This is a genomic window from Rhodoplanes sp. Z2-YC6860 (assembly GCF_001579845.1).
GTDB lineage: Bacteria > Pseudomonadota > Alphaproteobacteria > Rhizobiales > Xanthobacteraceae > Z2-YC6860.
In genome coordinates this window covers 3869113-3886404 of the sequence record NZ_CP007440.1, presented here as the reverse complement: position 1 = coordinate 3886404, position 17292 = coordinate 3869113, and the positions used below count along the sequence as shown (strand labels likewise).

At 63.0% G+C, this 17292-nt stretch carries 18 protein-coding genes and 2 tRNA genes; 9 read left to right on the top strand and 11 right to left on the bottom strand.

Annotated elements, in window-relative coordinates; genetic code table 11:
* Nucleotides 1-56: 56 nt before the first annotated feature.
* The 4 genes from RHPLAN_RS17930 to RHPLAN_RS17915 all read left to right on the top strand — a co-directional run bounded on the left by RHPLAN_RS17930 (nucleotide 57) and on the right by RHPLAN_RS17915 (nucleotide 5337).
* A complete protein-coding gene (locus RHPLAN_RS17930; protein WP_068031427.1) occupies nucleotides 57-1025 on the top strand; it encodes a quinone oxidoreductase family protein in 969 nt (322 codons plus the stop codon).
* 233 nt (nucleotides 1026-1258) lie between these two features.
* Complete coding sequence (locus RHPLAN_RS17925) at nucleotides 1259-2908, top strand: FAD-dependent oxidoreductase (protein WP_068020419.1); 1650 nt, start codon at nucleotides 1259-1261, stop codon at nucleotides 2906-2908.
* A gap of 2 nt (nucleotides 2909-2910) precedes the next feature.
* Nucleotides 2911-3675: a class II aldolase/adducin family protein gene (locus RHPLAN_RS17920; RefSeq protein WP_068020418.1), complete on the top strand. Its 765-nt coding sequence runs from the start codon at nucleotides 2911-2913 to the stop codon at nucleotides 3673-3675.
* Nucleotides 3676-3852: 177 nt separating this feature from the next.
* Nucleotides 3853-5337 carry an MFS transporter gene (locus RHPLAN_RS17915; RefSeq protein ID WP_210180577.1) on the top strand — a complete coding sequence of 495 codons (1485 nt, stop codon included), beginning with the start codon at nucleotides 3853-3855 and terminating at the stop codon, nucleotides 5335-5337.
* An 18-nt stretch (nucleotides 5338-5355) separates the two neighbouring features.
* On the opposite strand, the gene RHPLAN_RS17910 is transcribed toward RHPLAN_RS17915, so the two are convergent.
* Nucleotides 5356-6321 carry a Bug family tripartite tricarboxylate transporter substrate binding protein gene (locus RHPLAN_RS17910; protein WP_084245105.1) on the bottom strand — a complete coding sequence of 322 codons (966 nt, stop codon included), beginning with the start codon at nucleotides 6319-6321 and terminating at the stop codon, nucleotides 5356-5358.
* A gap of 158 nt (nucleotides 6322-6479) precedes the next feature.
* On the opposite strand from RHPLAN_RS17910, the gene RHPLAN_RS17905 reads away from it, so the two are divergent.
* Complete coding sequence (locus RHPLAN_RS17905) at nucleotides 6480-6959, top strand: cupin domain-containing protein (RefSeq protein ID WP_068020415.1); 480 nt, start codon at nucleotides 6480-6482, stop codon at nucleotides 6957-6959.
* A 132-nt stretch (nucleotides 6960-7091) separates the two neighbouring features.
* Here the strand turns inward: RHPLAN_RS17905 and RHPLAN_RS17900 are convergent, their stop codons facing one another.
* The 9 genes from RHPLAN_RS17900 to RHPLAN_RS17860 form a co-directional block, all read right to left on the bottom strand.
* A complete protein-coding gene (locus RHPLAN_RS17900) occupies nucleotides 7092-7493 on the bottom strand; it encodes a RidA family protein (protein ID WP_068020413.1) in 402 nt (133 codons plus the stop codon).
* A 132-nt stretch (nucleotides 7494-7625) separates the two neighbouring features.
* A complete protein-coding gene (locus RHPLAN_RS17895; protein WP_068020411.1) occupies nucleotides 7626-7931 on the bottom strand; it encodes an ETC complex I subunit in 306 nt (101 codons plus the stop codon).
* A 52-nt stretch (nucleotides 7932-7983) separates the two neighbouring features.
* Nucleotides 7984-8060, bottom strand: a tRNA-Pro gene (locus RHPLAN_RS17890).
* 52 nt (nucleotides 8061-8112) lie between these two features.
* Entirely contained in the window at nucleotides 8113-9021 is a 909-nt protein-coding gene (locus RHPLAN_RS17885) for an SMP-30/gluconolactonase/LRE family protein (RefSeq protein ID WP_084245103.1), read from the bottom strand.
* Nucleotides 9018-9638, bottom strand: a complete 621-nt coding sequence (locus tag RHPLAN_RS17880; protein ID WP_068020406.1) for a fused MFS/spermidine synthase — start codon at nucleotides 9636-9638, stop codon at nucleotides 9018-9020. The genes RHPLAN_RS17885 and RHPLAN_RS17880 overlap by 4 nt, the downstream gene beginning before the upstream one ends.
* On the bottom strand, nucleotides 9638-10582 hold the full coding sequence (locus tag RHPLAN_RS17875) for a spermidine synthase (RefSeq protein WP_068020404.1): 945 nt from the start codon (nucleotides 10580-10582) through the stop codon (nucleotides 9638-9640). The genes RHPLAN_RS17880 and RHPLAN_RS17875 overlap by 1 nt, the downstream gene beginning before the upstream one ends.
* 229 nt (nucleotides 10583-10811) lie before the next feature.
* On the bottom strand, nucleotides 10812-11408 hold the full coding sequence (locus tag RHPLAN_RS17870) for a cold-shock protein (protein ID WP_068031424.1): 597 nt from the start codon (nucleotides 11406-11408) through the stop codon (nucleotides 10812-10814).
* Between the two features lie 203 nt (nucleotides 11409-11611).
* Nucleotides 11612-12376 (bottom strand): SIR2 family NAD-dependent protein deacylase, encoded by a 765-nt coding sequence (locus RHPLAN_RS17865; protein ID WP_068020402.1) that lies wholly within the window; start codon nucleotides 12374-12376, stop codon nucleotides 11612-11614.
* 581 nt (nucleotides 12377-12957) lie between these two features.
* Nucleotides 12958-13215 (bottom strand): hypothetical protein, encoded by a 258-nt coding sequence (locus RHPLAN_RS17860; RefSeq protein WP_068020400.1) that lies wholly within the window; start codon nucleotides 13213-13215, stop codon nucleotides 12958-12960.
* A 646-nt stretch (nucleotides 13216-13861) separates the two neighbouring features.
* On the opposite strand from RHPLAN_RS17860, the gene RHPLAN_RS17855 reads away from it, so the two are divergent.
* Both RHPLAN_RS17855 and RHPLAN_RS17850 read left to right on the top strand, forming a co-directional pair.
* Complete coding sequence (locus tag RHPLAN_RS17855) at nucleotides 13862-14320, top strand: VOC family protein (RefSeq protein WP_068020398.1); 459 nt, start codon at nucleotides 13862-13864, stop codon at nucleotides 14318-14320.
* Between the two features lie 114 nt (nucleotides 14321-14434).
* Nucleotides 14435-14509: transfer RNA gene (locus RHPLAN_RS17850), tRNA-Glu, on the top strand.
* Nucleotides 14510-14840: 331 nt separating this feature from the next.
* Here RHPLAN_RS17850 and rpsU read toward each other — a convergent pair.
* On the bottom strand, nucleotides 14841-15125 hold the full coding sequence (rpsU, locus tag RHPLAN_RS17845; RefSeq protein WP_068020396.1) for a 30S ribosomal protein S21: 285 nt from the start codon (nucleotides 15123-15125) through the stop codon (nucleotides 14841-14843).
* Between the two features lie 431 nt (nucleotides 15126-15556).
* Here rpsU and RHPLAN_RS17840 point away from each other — a divergent pair, with 431 nt between their 5' ends.
* Both RHPLAN_RS17840 and RHPLAN_RS17835 read left to right on the top strand, forming a co-directional pair.
* Complete coding sequence (locus RHPLAN_RS17840; protein ID WP_068020395.1) at nucleotides 15557-15814, top strand: hypothetical protein; 258 nt, start codon at nucleotides 15557-15559, stop codon at nucleotides 15812-15814.
* A 578-nt stretch (nucleotides 15815-16392) separates the two neighbouring features.
* Nucleotides 16393-16581 (top strand): hypothetical protein, encoded by a 189-nt coding sequence (locus RHPLAN_RS17835; protein ID WP_237180172.1) that lies wholly within the window; start codon nucleotides 16393-16395, stop codon nucleotides 16579-16581.
* Nucleotides 16582-17292 lie beyond the last annotated feature (711 nt).

Below are 17292 nucleotides of genomic sequence, written 5' to 3'. Positions count from 1 at the left end.
TCTTTTTCGCATGCCCCATCCATGCCATCACTGCGGCGCGGCGGGAGGCGCAGCACATGAAGGCTTATCAGTTTCAGCAGCACGGCGGACCCGAGGTCTTGCAGTGGAATGATATTCCCCTGCCGGAGCCCGGCGCAGGCGAAGTCCGCATCCGCCACACCGCGGTGGCGCTGAACTTCCGCGATATCCTGGTGCGCCGCGGCCAGCATTCGGTGAAATCGTTCCCGTCCGGGCTCGGCACCGAAAGCGCCGGAGTGATCGATGCGGTCGGTCCAGGCGTGACCGACTTCCAGCCCGGCGACCGCGTCGCCACCGTGGCGCGGCCGGACTGCGCCTATGCCGAAGGCCGCATCGCGCCGGCCGCGCGCACCGTGAAACTTCCCGACGGCATCGACGAAAAAACCGCGGCGTCCATGATGGTGCGGGGCATGACCGCGCGCTATCTGCTCAAGGCCACCTACGCGGTGAAGCCCGGCGACACCATCGTCATCCACGCCGCGGCCGGCGGTGTGGGCCTGATCGTCAGCCAGTGGGCCAAGCATCTCGGCGCGACTGTGATCGGCACGGTCGGCTCCGACGACAAGGTTGCGGTCGCCAAGGCGCATGGTTGCGATCACGTGTTTCGCTACGACGACTTTGCCGCGCATGTGCGCGATATCACCGGTGGCAAGGGCGTGCCGGTGGTCTATGACTCGATCGGCAAGGTGACGTTCGAGAACTCGCTGAAGTGCCTGCGGCCACGCGGCATCCTCGCCTCGTTCGGCGAATCCTCCGGCGACCCGCCGCCCGTGTCTGCGCGCCAACTCGGCAACATGGGCTCGCTGTTCGTCACCCATCCGAGCCTGATCGACTACACCGCGACCCGCGCGGACCTTCTGGAAACCACCGACGACCTGTTCGCCATGGTCGCGAGCGGCAAGATCAAGATCGAGATCAGCCACAGCTACCCGCTGCGCGAGGCGCCGCAGGCTCACCGCGATGTCGAGGCGCGCAAGACCACAGGCTCCGTTGTGCTCATTCCCTGAACCAGCTTCACTTGAGGGGGCGCTTCACTTGAGACTTGCCGCTCGATCCGGCACCATTTGCAGATGTCGCAACCGACGCAAGAAGAATTCCGGACGATGTTCCAGCCCGGCCCCGCCGTCATCCTCCCGGGCATAGCCAATGTCCTGGCGGCGCGAGCGGCATCCGCTTGCAGCACCGCTGCGGCTTGCGTGACAGGCAACGCCGCCGCGACGTTCCGGGCCATGGTGCGGAAATGACCGTACGCGTGCCGGTGCTGATCGTCGGTGGCGGGCCGGTGGGCCTGGCTCTTGCGGGCGAGCTCGGCTGGCGCGGCGTGCCGTGCACGCTCATCGAAATGACCGACGGCTCGATCGAGCAGCCGAAGATGGACCTCGTGGGCATTCGCACCATGGAGTTCTGCCGGCGCTGGGGCATCCTCGACTGGGTGCGCGATGCGCCCTACCCGCTCGATTATCCGCAGGACTACGTCTACCTCACCGCGCTCAACGGCTATGAGCTTGGCCGAGAGCCATTTCCCGGCCGCGGCTTCGAGCCCTGCCCGCCAGAAAGCCCCCAGAAGCGCGAGCGCGTGCCGCAGGACATGTTCGATCCGATCCTGCGCCGTTTCGCCGAACGCTCACGGCAGGTGACGCTTCGCTACAATTGCGAACTGATCTCCTTCAAGGAAAGGCCCGACGGCGTCAAAGCCCGGGTGCATGACCGCGTCACCGGCGCGACCGAGACCATCGAGGCCGACTACATGGTCGGCACCGACGGCGGCGGCAGCACGGTGCGCGAGCAACTCGGCATCGGCATGAGCGGCAATGCGGCGCTCACCTACACCACCAACGTGATGTTCCGCTGCGAAAACTTCTCGGAGCTGCACGACAAGGGCAAAGGCTATCGCTTCATCTTCATCGGTTCGGAAGGCGTGTGGCTCACCATCGTGGCGGTCAACGGCAAGGACCGCTTTCGCATGTCAATCGTGGGCTCGCCGCAGAAGGTGACCCACACCGAGGACGACATCCGCGCCGCGCTGACGCGCGCCATGGGCCGTGAATTCAAATACGAGGTTCTGTCGGTGATGCGCTGGGTGCGTCGCGAACTCGTCGCCGACCGCTACGGGACTTATCGCATCTTCGTCGCCGGCGATGCCGCGCATCTGATGTCGCCGACCGGCGGCTTTGGCATGAACACCGGCATCGGCGATGCGGTCGACCTCGGCTGGAAGCTCGAAGCCGTGCTCAAGGGCTGGGGCGGACCGTCGCTGCTGCCTTCGTACGAGGCCGAGCGCCGCCCGGTCGGCCAGCGCAATGTCGCGGAAGCGAGCCGCAATCTCCGCCGCATGCTGTCGACCCGCCAGCGCCTGCCCGGGCCGGAGATTTTTCTGAACGGCCCGAAGAACAGTGCAGCCCGCAAGGAATACGGCGAGTGGTTTGCCGGCATTATGCGCCAGGAGTGGTTCGCCAACGGCATCATGCTCGGCTATCGCTACGACAACTCGCCGCTGATCGTGCCCGACGGCACGCCCGCGCCGCCCGACGTGTCGCATCCCTACAGCCAGACCGCACGGCCCGGCGCCCGCGCGCCTCATGTCTGGCTCGACGATGGCCGCTCGACGTTGGACCTTTACGGCCGCGGCTTCGTCTTGCTCAAGCTCGGCAGTGCACCACCGTCCACCGCTCGCATCGAGAGCGCGGCCACTGAGCGCCACGTGCCGCTGACCGTGCACGCCATCGCCGGCGACAAGGTGCTCGCCGCTTACGAACGCCGCCTGGTGCTGGTACGCCCCGACGGCCATGTCGCATGGCGCGCCGACACGGAGCCCGCCGACGCCATGGCGCTGATCGACACCGTCCGCGGCCAATGCAACGAAATCCGACAACAGAAGCTGGGGAGTTAAAAATGTCCGACAAGCTGCGCGCGAAGCTGATCAACGCCGGGCGGGTTCTCGTCGACGAGGGCCAGGGCGATTACGTCTGGGGCCATATTTCGGCGCGGCTGCCGGGCGAACCCAACAAATTCCTGATGAAGCCCGGCTGCATCGGCATCGAGGAAATGACCGATGACAACATCATCACGGTCGACATCGAGGGCGACAAGGTGTCCGGCGAGTGGCCGCGGCACAATGAAGTCTACATCCATTCCGAAGTGATGCGGGCGCGGCCCGACGTCAACTGTGTGATCCACACCCATCCCGAGCACGCAGTCGCATTCTCCTCGCTCGGCAAGGAGCTGCAGCCGATCAGCAACGACGGCACCATGTTCTCGGCCGGCGTGCCGATCTTCTCGGAGACGACCGACCTGATCGTCAACCAGGAGCGCGGCAAGGCCGTCGCCCGCGCGCTTGGCGACAAGAGCGCGCTGATCCTGCGCAACCACGGCATCGTCACCGCGGGCACGAGCATCGAACATGCGGTGTTTGTCGCGATCAAGCTCGAAAAAGCCTGCCGCATCCAGATGCTGGCCGAGCAGGCCGGCGGGCCGAAGCTGTTCGTCAAGGAAGAGGAACTCGCCGCAAAGAGAAGCCGCACCAACCGCAACGACTCCCAGGGCAACGCCTTCAGCTACCTGGTGCGGCGCTGGCACCTGCGCTGCGATTGCGACGTGCCGCAGGAGTATCAGGCGACGCTCTCGAACTTCGACCGCAGCGGCTACAAGAAAGGCTAGTGCCTTCGCCACGCACGCGAGCCTGCCCCCGCCTCATCCTGAGGAGCATTGCCGCAAGCGCGTTTACGCGCGTCTTCGACGCGCTATGGCAATGCGTCTCGAAGGATGGGGCGGCCTCATGCTTCGAGACGCCGCGGCATGCGCGGCTCCTCAGCATGAGGCCGGGAGAGAATTAGTTTGTTGCAGCGCAACGTCCACATCGCTGGCGATGTCGTTCCGAATGACCGAACTGTCACTTTCCATCGTCAGAGCCGAGAAGTAAGTATCGAGTACAAAAACAAAACAGCCCGGCGAGGAAAACTCATGGCAGAGCAAGCTGTCGTTCCCGTTTCCCACTTTCTGGACGAACGGGGCCTCGGGCCTTTTCAGATCAAGCTTCTCGTCTGGTCGTTCTTCCTGGTTCTGATCGACGGCTACGACATCGGCGCCATCGCCTTTGCCGCCCCGTATCTGGTTCGCGACTGGCATCTCACACCGCATGCGCTGGGCCCCGTGTTCAGCGCGAGCCTTGTCGGAATCCTGTTCGGTTCGGCGCTGTTCGGCTGGATCGGCGACCGCTATGGCCGCAAGGCGGCGCTGATCTGGTCGAACCTTCTGTTCGGCATCTTCACCTTCTGGGCCGCTTACGCAACCGATCTCCAGCAGATGTTCTGGCTGCGGCTATTGGCCGGCGTCGGGATCGGCGGTGTGATCCCCAACGTCGTCGCGATCAACGCGGAATCCGCCCCGCGCAAGCTCCGCGCCACACTCGCTTTGATCGCAGTCGGCTGCGTGCCGATCGGCGGCGCCATTCCGGGCGTCATCAGCGCCGTGTTCGTGCCGCAACATGGCTGGCCGATCCTGTTCCAGGTCGGCGGGATCGTGCCGATCGCCATCGGCCTTGCCGGATTCTTCGGCTTGCCGGAGTCGATCAAATTCATGACGCTGCGCGAGCGTGATCGCGGCGCCATGGAACGGCTGATCAAGGACATCCGGCCGGACTTCGTGGTGCCGCCGAACGCGCGCTTCGAGCTCGAAGACGAGAAGCAGCAGTTTTCCGGATTCAACCCCGCCTATCTGTTCCAGCAGGGGCTCGCCATCATCACGCCGCTGATGTGGCTGGTGTTTGCCCTGAACCTGATGGGCTTCTTCTTCCTGCTGAGCTGGACGCCGACCCTGATGACAGCGGCGAAGCTGCCGCCGGCCACCGCGGCACTCGCCGGCGCGGCGCTCCAAGTCGGCGGCACCGTGGGATCGCTGGCGCTATGCGGCTGGCTGCAGCGCCACCGCTTTCTCGCGATTTCCATCATGTTCGCGCTTGCTGTGCCGGTCGTCGGTTCGATCGGCTTCGCCGGACTGACGTCGCAGCCCGTGGTGCTGCTGACCACGACTTTCTTTGCCGGATTTCTGGTGCTCGGTGTCCAGTCTGGCATCAACGTCGCCGGCGCCATGATCTATCCGACGTCGCTGCGCTCCAACGGCTCCGGCTGGCAGCTTGGCCTCGGCCGGATCGGATCGATCGTCGGCCCACTGGTCGGCGCGCAACTCGCCGGGATGCCGATTCAAAATCTTTACATGTGGTCGGCCGTGCCGTTCGCGCTCGGCGCGGTGATCTGCTTCATCGTCCACCGGCTCAACACGGCACGGCTCGATGCCAATCCGGAACTGCGCGAAGCACAGTGATGGCCAGCTCGGCTCGTCCTATTGTATCTTCACGCCGACGTCGCGCACGAGCTTGCCGTATTTGTCGTAATCGCGCTTGATGAGCGCCGAGAAGTCCTGCGGTGACAGGATCAAAGGCTCGAGCGCGCCGGTCACGTTGAGCTTCTGCTGGAAATCCTGATCCTTCAATATTTTCTGCACCTCATTGCGAAGCTTGGTGACGATCGGCTCTGGTGTCGCCGGCGGTGCAAACAAGCCGATCCAGATCGTCAGATCATATCCCGGATAGTAGTCGGCAATCGGTGGCAGTTCGGGAAACAGCGGCGAGCGCTTCGTCCCGGTGGTGGCGAGTCCGCGCAGTTGCCCGCCCCTCAGCAGACCGGCATTGGAGGCGCCCGCCAGCACCACCATGGTCTCGCCGGCGACCGTCGCCATGCCGGCCGGCGCGCCGCCGCGATAGGGCACGTGCAGAAGATCGATGCCGGCGCGCTGCTTCAGCATCTCGATGCCAAGCTGATGCTGGCTGCCGTTGCCACCGGACGCATAGGGCAGCGGCGGCTTGGCTTTCTTGGCGTATTCGACAAGCTCCGGCACCGTTTTCACCGGCAGTGTCGGATTGACCGAGAGGAAGAACTGGTTCGAGGCGATGCTCGACACCGGCAAGAGGTCCTTCAGCGGATCATAAGGCAGCGACGGATAGACATGCGGATTGATCGTGAGCAGGCTGTCGGCGGCAACGATCAGCGTGTAGCCGTCGGGATCGCCCTTGGCGATCGCATCGGCGGCGACATTGCCGTTGGCGCCGGAGCGGTTCTCGACAAAGAACGAACTGCCTATGGTTTCGCTCATGCGCTGGGCGAGAAGCCGCGCCGCGATGTCCGGCGCGCCGCCCGGCGGAATCGTGACAAGAATTTTCACGGGATGCGTCGGATAGGACTGTGCGACGGCATGTCCTGAGAGCAGTGCCAGCGCGAGCGCCACGAGACCGAACCTGATTGATTTCATTGTCGCACTCCTCCCGTCGGCTGCTCTTGTCTCGTTCTTGCCGGCAGCGCCGCAAACCTAGTCATGGATTCGCTTCGGCGAAAGCCCACGGGCTTGCGGCACATCGCGCTTCCCAATAGCGTCCTGCCCGCTCACAGAACAGCTCAGGGAGGCGTACGATGGCGTTGAAAGTGCGGCGGGTGATCACCGGCCACGATGCGAACGGCAAGGCGATCGCCAAGATCGACGAGGTCGTCAGCAACATCCGCGAGGGCCGGCCGGGCGCGCTGGCGCACGCGATCTGGACCACCGAAGGCTTTCCGGCGAATAACGACGCGCAGGAGGACGCGGGCGCCCGTCCCGTTCAGACGACGCTGCCCGGCGGCACCATCTTCCGCGTTATCGAGTTCAAGCCGGGCGTGCAAGCCCGCAATCATCGCACCGACTCCATCGACTACATCGTCTGCATGGCGGGCGAGATCGACATGGACCTCGACGGCACCGTAGTTCATCTCAAAGCCGGCGACGTGATGGTGCAGCGGGGCACGATCCACAACTGGATCAACAACGGCAAGGAGTCGTGCATCCTCGCGGTGATCCTGATCGACGCGAAGCCTGTGACGGCCGAGAACGGCAAAGTGCTCAACGCGGTGGGCTAGCACTCACCGCTGTCATTCCGGGGCGCGCCAAAGGCGCGAACCCGGAATCCAGATGCACACTCCGGACTCTTGGCTGGATTCCGGGTTCACGCGCTTTCGCGCGTGCCCCGGAATGACGTCGGAGTTGGTGACTCACTTGGCGAGGATCACCACCGCCTCGACCTCGTAGAGTGCATCGGGCCGCGCCAGCGCGGGCACGGCGACCGTCGTGCTGGCCGGCGGCTCCTTCACGTTGACGTACTTGTCGCGGACCTCACGGTAGTGGCCGAGGTTCGCAGAAATATCGACCAGATAATTGTTGAGCTTGACCACATCGTTGAAGGTCGCGCCGACGGACGCGAGGGCCGCTTTCAGATTCTCGAACGCCTGCGTCGCCTGGGCGCGGAAGTCGCCGGCGATGTTGCCGTCGGGCTTCAAACCGAGCTGGCCCGCGATGTAGACGATCCGGCCGGGGCCGGTGGCCTCGACGACATGGCTGTAGCCGCCGGGCTTGGCGATCGCCGACGGATTCATGAAACGCAAATTGGAAGGCATGGAGGGCCGCCCTGAACTGTGGGCGCCGCCCCATGCGGCACCCGGCGGGCGACTATAGCGAATTTAGCAACCCGGCTCATGGGTCCCACAGCCGCGAAGCGGCGTCAGTGAGTCCGAAAGCCGCGAAGCGGTCTAATGCGTCCAGGCACCGCGCCGGGTCGGCGAGAAATTGTCCGCATAGGACAGCCCGCGCCGCTGCGCGAACTTCGCCTCGTGCACCTCATAGGGAATGCCGTGACGCTCGGCATAGGCCACCGCTTCTTCCTTGGTGGCAAAGCGCAGCTTGAGCTGGCTTTTCATGTCGCCGGAGGTGGTCCAGCCCATCAGCGATTCAACGACGCGCGGCTCCTCCGGCTCGTAATCGAGCACCCAATCCCGGGTCCTGGCATGGCCGGACTGCATCGCGGTCTTGGCAGGCCTGTAGATTCGTGCGGTCATCGAGCGGCTCGGTCCGTTGTGGCTCCCGAGCGCAAGCTCGAAGAGCGAAAGCTGGTCGGAGCAGCAGGATTCGAACCTGCGACCCCCTCGTCCCAAACGAGGTGCGCTACCGGACTGCGCTATGCTCCGGTTGAGGTGTGAATCGCATGGACCGCCGGTCGCGGTCAATGCGATAGGCCAGTTACGGCCCTTTTTCCCATTCTGCCGGGGTAAACTTGACAACCGCCCCCTCGAACGGCGGCCGGGTGTTCTGGAAGGCCCCGCCGGCGATCAGATTCCCGGCCCCGTCCCAGACCACCGTATCGACGAACGGCATCGAAACCTTCAGCGTGTTCCGGTGCTTGCCGTCGCGGTCGAAGACATGCACGCGGCCCTCGCCGTATTCGGCCACCGCTATGAGGCCCTGGCGGAGCGCGATGCCGTCAGGCCCGGCCAGCGGATAGGAATAGTCGCGGGCGGTCGGCACCTGCGCGAAATCGATCAGCACCTTCCGGGACGTCACGTGCTCACGCGAGTCGAGCGTGAGTGCGTGGACACGCCGCGCCAGATGCTCCGAAACGTACAGCGTACGGGTTGCCGGATCGAAGTTGACGCCGTTGGCGTAGCGGATGTTTCCCACCACCTCGGTCATCACGCCCATGGCGCTGAGATGGTAGACGCGGCCGGTCGGCGGCGCGGACAGATCGAAGATGCCGGCGTCGGAGAAATAGGCGCCGCCCTGCCCGTCGCTGGTGCCGGCGTTGGGGTCCTGCAACGGTGTGCCGTTCGGCGCGGTCGCGAAGCGCCGGCCGGTCGTGCCGTTGGCCGTGACCTCCACCATCGCGCGGCCGAGATGGCAGTCGACGATGAAACCCGTGGGGCCGAATGGCACGATCTGCGTCGGGCCGCAGCCCGGCATCTCCCAGAACTGCCGCGTGTTGCCGCCGTCCTCGATGATGCTGACGCGGTCGGCGCCCATCTCGGTGACGTAGAGCTTGCCGCCGTGCCAGAGCAGGCCTTCGGGATAGGCTGCGGATGCGATCACCGCCGGATCGGCGTGAGCGGCGGTCGCAAGCAAGCCCAGAGCAAAAGCAACGCCACACGCTTTCATGCTTTTTCCCCGTGCAGATAACGGTTGGCGACGACCATCAGCAGGCCGCAGGCGATGGTCACGGCCGCGAACACCATGGTCAGCGCGCGCGAGCCGAACGACGGCACCAGCGTGAACGTCGTCACCAGCGTGCCGAGCACGTTGCCGATGGTCGACACGCCGTAGACGTAGCTGACGATCCGGCCGCCGAAGCTGATCGACACGAGAAGCAGCCGCACCGCGAACGGCGTAAAGACACTCATCAGCGTCAGCGGCAGCAGCAGCAGGATCGTCGCGGCAAAGACGATGCCCGCCATGCCGTCGCCGATGGCCGTCAGGATCCAGCCGAACAGCGGATCGACCCAGAGCGGAATGGTAAAGAGATAGACGCCGGCAACGACGAGCAGCCCGCCGCACAGACGCGGACTCATGGTGCGGTCGACCAGCGCGCCGCCGATCAGATAGCCCAGCATCAGCGCGACCAGCACGGTCGCGATCAGCGAGGCCCAGGTGTTAATGCCGCCGCCGAAATACGGATAGAGGTAGCGGCTGCCCAGCATCTCGAAGCCCATCAGGGCAAAGCCGAGCACCAGGGCGAGCAGCAGCAGCAATGTTCCGCGCAAATAAGCGTGCGACATCAGCGGGGCGCGTCCGTCTGTTCTTTCCACTTCTCATTGTTCTTCTCGATCGCGCGGAGCGTCTCCACCGGCGCGAAGTCGTCGGTCAGGACCTTGCCGGCCGGCCGTGTGAACACGCGGCGCTCGGACGCCATCTGGCGGAAGTCGTAGCGTGGCTTCCAACGCTCGGTCGCGCGTGCCGCGCGCGCCATCAGTTCGGACTGCGGGATCGATGCCCCGTCGTAACCGATCGCCACGATGTTGCCGCCGCCGTCATAGAGATCGACCGAGGGAAACACGCTCTTCAGCGTCGCGGTCGCGGAGTCGAACAGCATGGTCGAGGGCTCGATGTTCTGCACCACGACGCCACCCGGATTGAGCCGCGATTTGACCAGCGTGTAGAACTCTTTCGTCAGCAGGTGGAACGGCACGAACGGTCCGCGATAGGCGTCGATCAGAATGACGTCCCATTTCTCGGGGTCCTTCAGCAGATAGGCCCGACCGTCCGACACCACGGTGCGCAGCCGCGCGCTCTCCTGAAACTTGAAATACTTCTTCGCGAGATCGACCACGTCCTTGTCGAGCTCGATCGCCAGGATGCCGGCGTCCGGCAGCGTCTGGCTGAGGTAGGACACCGTGCGGCCGCCGCCGAGCCCGATCTCGGCGATGCGCTCGACCTTCTCCGGATAAGCGACGCCGAGCGTCATGAAGCGGGTGTAGTCGACCGTGAGCCCGCCGGGGTCGGAGAGCTTCATGCTGCTCTCGGTGTAGTAGCGCTTGTTCTGGCCGAACGTCATGGTGACCTGGTCGCGATCACCGAAGATGAAGATGTTGTTGTAGAGCGACTCGCGCTTCTCCAGGAGACCGGCCTCCTGGGCCCCGGCCTTGATCGCCTGTAGTCCGCCGAGCCCCCCCGTCGCCAGAACCAGAGCGACAGCAAAAACCTTCGCACGCCAAATGCGCATCAAGAACTCCCGGCCGGAACGGTGGAAACAGTAGGCGCGGCGGCCCCCTCAATAGGCGGACCGGCTGAAAAACACAACGAATCGGGCGGAGATGAGCCCGCCCGCCGGAGCAGAACACTCGTTCGATAACGGTTTCGTGTGTTCGGCCGCCCAGAACGCCGGAGTCGGGCCTGGCCAAAAACAAACCATCGCGCCCCGGAGGGCGCGATGGTCGTTCACTGCAGGCAAACTAGTGGGAGGACGGACCGTGCGGACCACCGGTGTCCGGCCGCACCTCGGCGGCCATCATGCCTTTGGAACCGGGCCCAAAGCGAACCAGCACAGTCTGACCGGGCCGGAGCTCGGCAATGCCGAAGCGCCGCAGCGTCTCCATGTGCACGAAGATGTCCGGCGTCCCTTCGCCGCGGGTCAAGAACCCGAAGCCGCGAAGGCGGTTGAACCACTTCACGACCGCCCGCTCGAGTCCGCTGGTCGGCGTGACCGTGACGTGGGTCCTCGCCGGCGGCAGCGTCGACGGATGGATCGCCGTCGACTCGTCCATCGACAGGATGCGAAAGCACTGCAATCCCTTCGGACGCTGCAGCACCTCGGCGACGATCCTCGCGCCTTCGTAGGCGGTCTGGAAGCCATCACGCCGCAAGCATGTCACGTGCAGCAGGATGTCAGGCAAGCCGTTGTCCGGCACGATGAACCCGTACCCTTTGGAGACATCGAACCACTTGATGACTCCAGAGAGCTCGATGATGGTTGCCGTCGCGTCGTCTCCGACGTCGCCAGCTGGTTGTGGCCCTAGCCCCAAGCCTTTTAAAATTTCGTCCGACGCCATGGTGACGCTCGGCTGCCCCTGGTTTCGTCTCTTGTGAAAGGACGCTGCGCGAATCTCTCTAACAAACGCAACAGTCGCACCCGGCCTGTCGTTCCGCAACGTAATGTAAAGGGCCGTGTGAAAAAGAGGTGGATATCGCCCATCTTTCCGGCGTGATTGCGCTGACAAAGCAAGCTGCTGCAGCGCAGCCTCCGGAAAAACACCTAGTGGGCGATGAACGGTGAGAGCACCGCACCAATGTCGTCATGGATGACCAGATCGGCGATGTCATCGAATTCCGTGGCCTCGCGATTGATGATGACGAGTCGTGCGCCAGCTCGTTTTGCTGTCAGCGGAAATCCCGCGGCCGGCCAGACGACAAGCGATGATCCAATCGCCATGAACACGTCGCAGGACTCGGCGAGCGCCTGGGCTCGGCGCATCGCCGCTTCAGGCATCGCTTGGCCGAACGACACCGTCGCGGTTTTGATATAGCCGCCGCACGACAGGCAGTCGGGCGATTGACCGCCGGACGCCGCGAATCGCTCTTTGATCCAGGCTAGTTCGTATCGTTTGGCACAATCAAGACAGGTCGCGTAGGTCGTGTTGCCGTGCAGCTCGACCACGTCGCCGGGCAGAAAGCCCGAAGTCTGATGCAGGTTGTCGATGTTCTGGGTGATGATCCCGGGGATCTTTCCGGTTTTGTAGAGCGCGGCCAGCGCCCGATGACCGCGCCCGGGCTTGGCGCCGCCGAACTGCTCTTCCATGGCAAAACGCCGGCGCCAGCTTTCATCGCGCGCCTCCTGGCTTGCGACAAAATCGCCGAACTCGATGGGTCGCATCTTGGTCCAGATGCCGCCCGGCGAACGGAAGTCGGGAATACCGCATTCGGTGGAGATGCCCGCCCCCGTGAACGGCACAACGGTGCGTGCTTCTTCGACCAGGTCACGCAAACGCCGGATGGCGGTCTCAAGATCGAACGCGATCATTGCCAAATCGTCCCTCTCACGACTTGCTCGCGATTGAACACCGAGCGGACGCGATTTCTGCACACGCTGGCCCCGGATTCAATTTCTGATTCAAGCTCAATAGCCTGCGCTAGCCAGCCGCACGGTTTCCGCAGCCTCCACTTCCTGCACCAACTTCTCGATCGCGGTGCACGCAGCGGAGATAGTCGGGAGGATGAGGGACGTAGATATCCGTCGTCGAACGCCCAGGCCCGACGGAATGCCGAGTTGGTTGGCCGCCTCCCGGGCTTACATCTTGGGAACGAGCCAGGGGGCGATTGGATGTCTCGAGGAGTACGGGGTCACCGTGTCCGGTACGGGAGAGCTGTGCCCTTTTCCGGCATCCCGCCAGCCCATCTTCCACCTCTGAGGTGGCTATCCCCCGCTTCACGACCCAACGATCTGCAACGTGCAGAAGCGTGGCGTGGACTGACGACTCGAATGGTTCAGTATGACGTTCGATGACAACACGCAGATCATCGACACCGCTCAAGGAGCGGCAGAGGTCTTAAGGCGCCAGCGATGAAGCTCTCTCAAGCAATCCCATCATCCCAAGAAGTGAGCTATCGCCGCGCGACGGCGACCTTCGCGTCGACCGACTTCACATGCTCTTCGTTCGCTGTCCGCTGGGCGTCGGAGACGAGAAATCTTTCCGTCAGGTAGACAGCGGCCTTCCACGCGATGATGAAGCCCAACACGAAAAGCCCGAGAAATACGAAAAGACTGGTCGAAGGTGAGTAGTTCTCGACCATCGCCGAGATGAAGACCGCGCACGCGTCCAAAATCAGCGCGCACACGGTGAAAATGGCCAGGACTTGCATTGGGTGTCTCCCATAAGAGCCGCACCGAGATGAGGCGGCTCTCTAGGAAAGACGACGAGGAACCGTCCAAAGCCTCCCGTTGTTCCGACCAGCGCAAAACTGTTCCCAGCTAACCTTTCTTGGGTGGCATCCACGCCGCTCAATCATCCGAGGAAATACAGCGCCGGCTCGCCCGGCCGGTTTCGCGCTACGCCGCCTTACAGCAGCATTACATTTTTGTAGCCCGCGCGGTGGACTCAATCCCGTCATGGAGCCGTGGGGATATCACGGCCGGCCCGAAGCGAAGCGCCTCTCGGCCCGATACCAAGAAGCCCCGCCTCGCCTGAGGCGGGGCTTCTCATCTCGGGTGTATGCCGAGCTTACAGCCCAGCCATTTTTACACAAAACTCGGGAACGAGCTACGGGTTGGCGGCTTGCAGGGCACGCTATATGGGGCGCATGACGATGTATGCCACGACAGCGCCAAACGCTGCGTATGCGACGAGTGCGGTTGTCATCGGCCTTACATAGCGTGCAGGTTTGGGAATTCGCTGTGACATACCCGCACGCCACAGGGCTGCCCTCAGGTGGGTTTTCCTGATATTTCGTGCCCCCGGATGCCCTACAGGGCAGTTGGTTTCTGAGTGCTCTCACGGAGAAGGCGAATATGCGATTCCTGCACACCATGCTGCGCGTGCGCAATCTCGATGCAGCGCTGAATTTCTATTGCAACCTCCTCGGCCTCGAGGAGGTCCGCCGCCGGACCGACGAGAAGAACAAGTACACGCTGGTGTTCCTGGCCGCCCCCGAGGATGCGCCGGCCGCCAAGGCTGCGATCGCCGCCGGCCGCCGGGACGCGCCGATGGTCGAGCTCACCTACAACTGGGACAGCGAGGACTATGGCGAGGCACGCTACTTCGGCCATCTCGCCTACGAGGTCGATGATATCTATGCGACCTGCGACAAGCTGCAAAAGGGCGGCGTGACCATCAACCGGCCGCCGCGCGACGGCAACATGGCGTTCGTGCGCTCCCCCGATAAGCACTCCGTCGAGCTCCTGCAAAAGGGCAAGGCCCTGGCACCCGCGGAACCCTGGGCGTCGATGCCGAACACCGGCCACTGGTAGCCGGCAGGCCGGCCTGCGCCGGATCGGAGCCGGTTTCCCCGGTTTTCAGGCTATCGCTTGCCGGCCCGGCCCAAGCCCTCTATAGGTCGGCACGCCAAATGCCGGCATGACCGCGTCCCCATCGTCTAGCGGTCAGGACATCACCCTTTCACGGTGAAGACCCGGGTTCGATTCCCGGTGGGGACGCCACACAAAAAATCCCGTAAATTCAATCAAGTAAGAAGCCGGCAGCGCAGAATTTGGCCCGGCGCGCCTGAGCGGCCTTCGGCCAATGCGCGGCAATCAAAACCGGACGTTTGGCTTGAGTCAGATTGACGCATCAGCGCGATTCCGCAGGCGATTGCCCTGATGGTCCAGGATCATCGGCAGCAGCCGCAGGCACTGATGTGCTGCTTGGCTTCCGGAGGAGACGTGATTGCTCGGTCGGGTGCTCCCGCCATCGGCGGGATATCGTCTTGGTCTCAGCGCGTCTGTCTTGAATGATGATTTGCCGACCGTTCGACCGAGACGCCGATCGCTCTCACCGCGTGGCCGAGCCAAAAGGACTTGGAAACGCTGGTCGCGTACCCTTCTTGATGTCGGGTTTTTTCCGGGTATCTGGAAGAAGCCCCTCGCGCTGCGCTTTCTTCCTTGCAAGCTTTCGGGCGCGACGGATCGCTTCCGACCGTTCTCGCACCTTGCGCTCCGAAGGTTTCTCGTAGGATCGGCGCTGCTTCATTTCGCGGAAGACGCCTTCGCGTTGCATCTTCTTCTTCAAGACTCGAAGCGCTTGATCGACGTTGTTATCGCGAACGAGAACCTGCAATAGACATCCTTCTCTTTGATTCGAGAGAAACCCGTTGATTGAGTCCCGGCACGCCTCGGCCCTCCGCTCGCTTATGGCTCTCGAGCAGCCAGGACCGTTCCTCCGCACTCGTCGGGTGCGCGGCCGAAAAGCGATTTGTCAGCGTGAGGGTGACGCGGCGTATCGCGCCGGAGCAAAACAACCGTAGGGGCCGCTGGGAACTAAGTCCAGGATATTCGGGGGCGTGGCCGTAGCGATCGACGAACGGCGATCGTTGGGACATGCTTGCCTGAACGCTGCTATTGTTAATTCCCTTGCTTTGCCGTCCCATTGCTGGCGCGATACGTCGTTCCATTTAATGCCGCCCGCATATGGGCCGTGATCCTGTCGATCGCAGCCAGACGACGTCGCGGAGCCGCTTGAAACCCTCACGATGAGTCCTAGGACAGCGCATGAGCAGCTTCGACTACGACGCGCCCGCGGACCTGTTTCCTGCACGGAGCCGGACGGGACAACGCCCCGTCGGCTATCGTCGGTTCAGCACTGCTGCCGCAGCCATCCAATTTGCCGTGGAGCAAATGCCTCGAGAATTTCTCGACGGGACCGTGATGGAATCTGGCGATGAGCGATCCGATGGATCGCGCATCAGGGACCTGTACGACAGCAAGGATTATCCGCTCACCAAGAAAGCGCAGCCAAAGCTCGTCTAGTCCTGTCCGAGCGGCATGCCCGCCTGATCGGCCGGCACAGATCGCGTGCTTCTTTTGGGCATGTTCATGGAGCCATCTGACAAGCGCGACGGACAACGCGCGCGTCGTCTGGCACCGCAGCCCTATTGGGGCTGCTCGCCATCTCAGATCATTTCGATTGCGATTTTGATTTGGTCCTCATTTCGGCGCCTTGCTCATGATATGGCTCCTCAAGCAGGGGCGCGGTTTTATGAAAGAGTAGAAGACCAAACAGCAGTTGGAGACGCTCATTCTCGAGCGTGCCGGGCCACGATGGAGCTCGAGTATGTCACGGTGATTGGCGCTGGAACCCCATGGCAGGGCGACATTCTCAGCCAAACCGCATCTCATGATGGCTTACAGCGCGCTGTTTCGCGCCATCGTCGCCGAAGTGCACGAACTGTACGATTTGCACCATGCGACGGCTCGATGCTGAAGGTCGCGCAGCTCTTCTCGTAAGCCTCATGCGGTGGAGATTGCGTTGCGCTGGCTTCGACGATGCCCCCAACGACGATGCGGCATCGGGCATTTGTTATTTCCCGCGAACATCTGCATAAGACATGATGGCAAAAGCAAAAGTTGACTTCAGACCTGTCCGCATCAGCGAAGACGACTGGCAAATTCTCGCCGCCTACCCCGGCCACGAAGACCGGCACATCACGGGCCTGAAAAGCCGTGATGACTGCTACGACTGGATCAATGGCGACCGGAAGATCGATTGGCTTCGTTCTCAGGGATACGCCAAGTAATCCCCGAATGACCCGGGTGTAAGAGCAAGCCTCCGCCCTCGCTTACCTGGAAACGAGACCCTGCCCCAACAACCGGCGGGTTTTTTATTTTCCCGATGCAGGAACGAACGGCCGCCGGGAGGTCTTTCACCCCCGAAGGGGCGCTCTATGCCGGACCAAGTTCCCTGCGAACACTGCGCAGGCCCAACGACCTTTTCCACCGAAATCCAGCCCCTGGGCCGAGAACCTGGCCACAGGGTGTTTTTCTGTGAGCCATGTGGGCATCACACCTGGAAACGTGTCCAGGTCTTGCAACAGCAGCAGCCTCAAAAGCCTATTTAGTGTGGCGAATGACTGTCATGTCGCGCAGATCGCTGCCCTACAGGCGCGGTATGCGACGCTTCATTAATGTGAAGCCTTTGGCGATCAGCGCGTGGTCACGCGCCCTGCAAGCGCGAACGCTGCACCGAGAGTCCGTCGACATCAGGGAAACGATGGAGGCCGGGCCTTGGAATTGAACCAAGGCTAATGAGGTTTGCGGGCCTCTCGCGTATCCTCTCCGCCACCCGGCCATCACGGCGAATTTACATAATTCGTTCGCATCGGCAACGCCGTCGCCATTTCAGACTAAACAGTCTCCTAAACCGCAGCCGGCCCGTTAATTGCTCGCAAATTACTCGTCATTCCTGCGTGTTAGTTCTGCCTCCCTGGCGATGGGACCACGGCCTGATC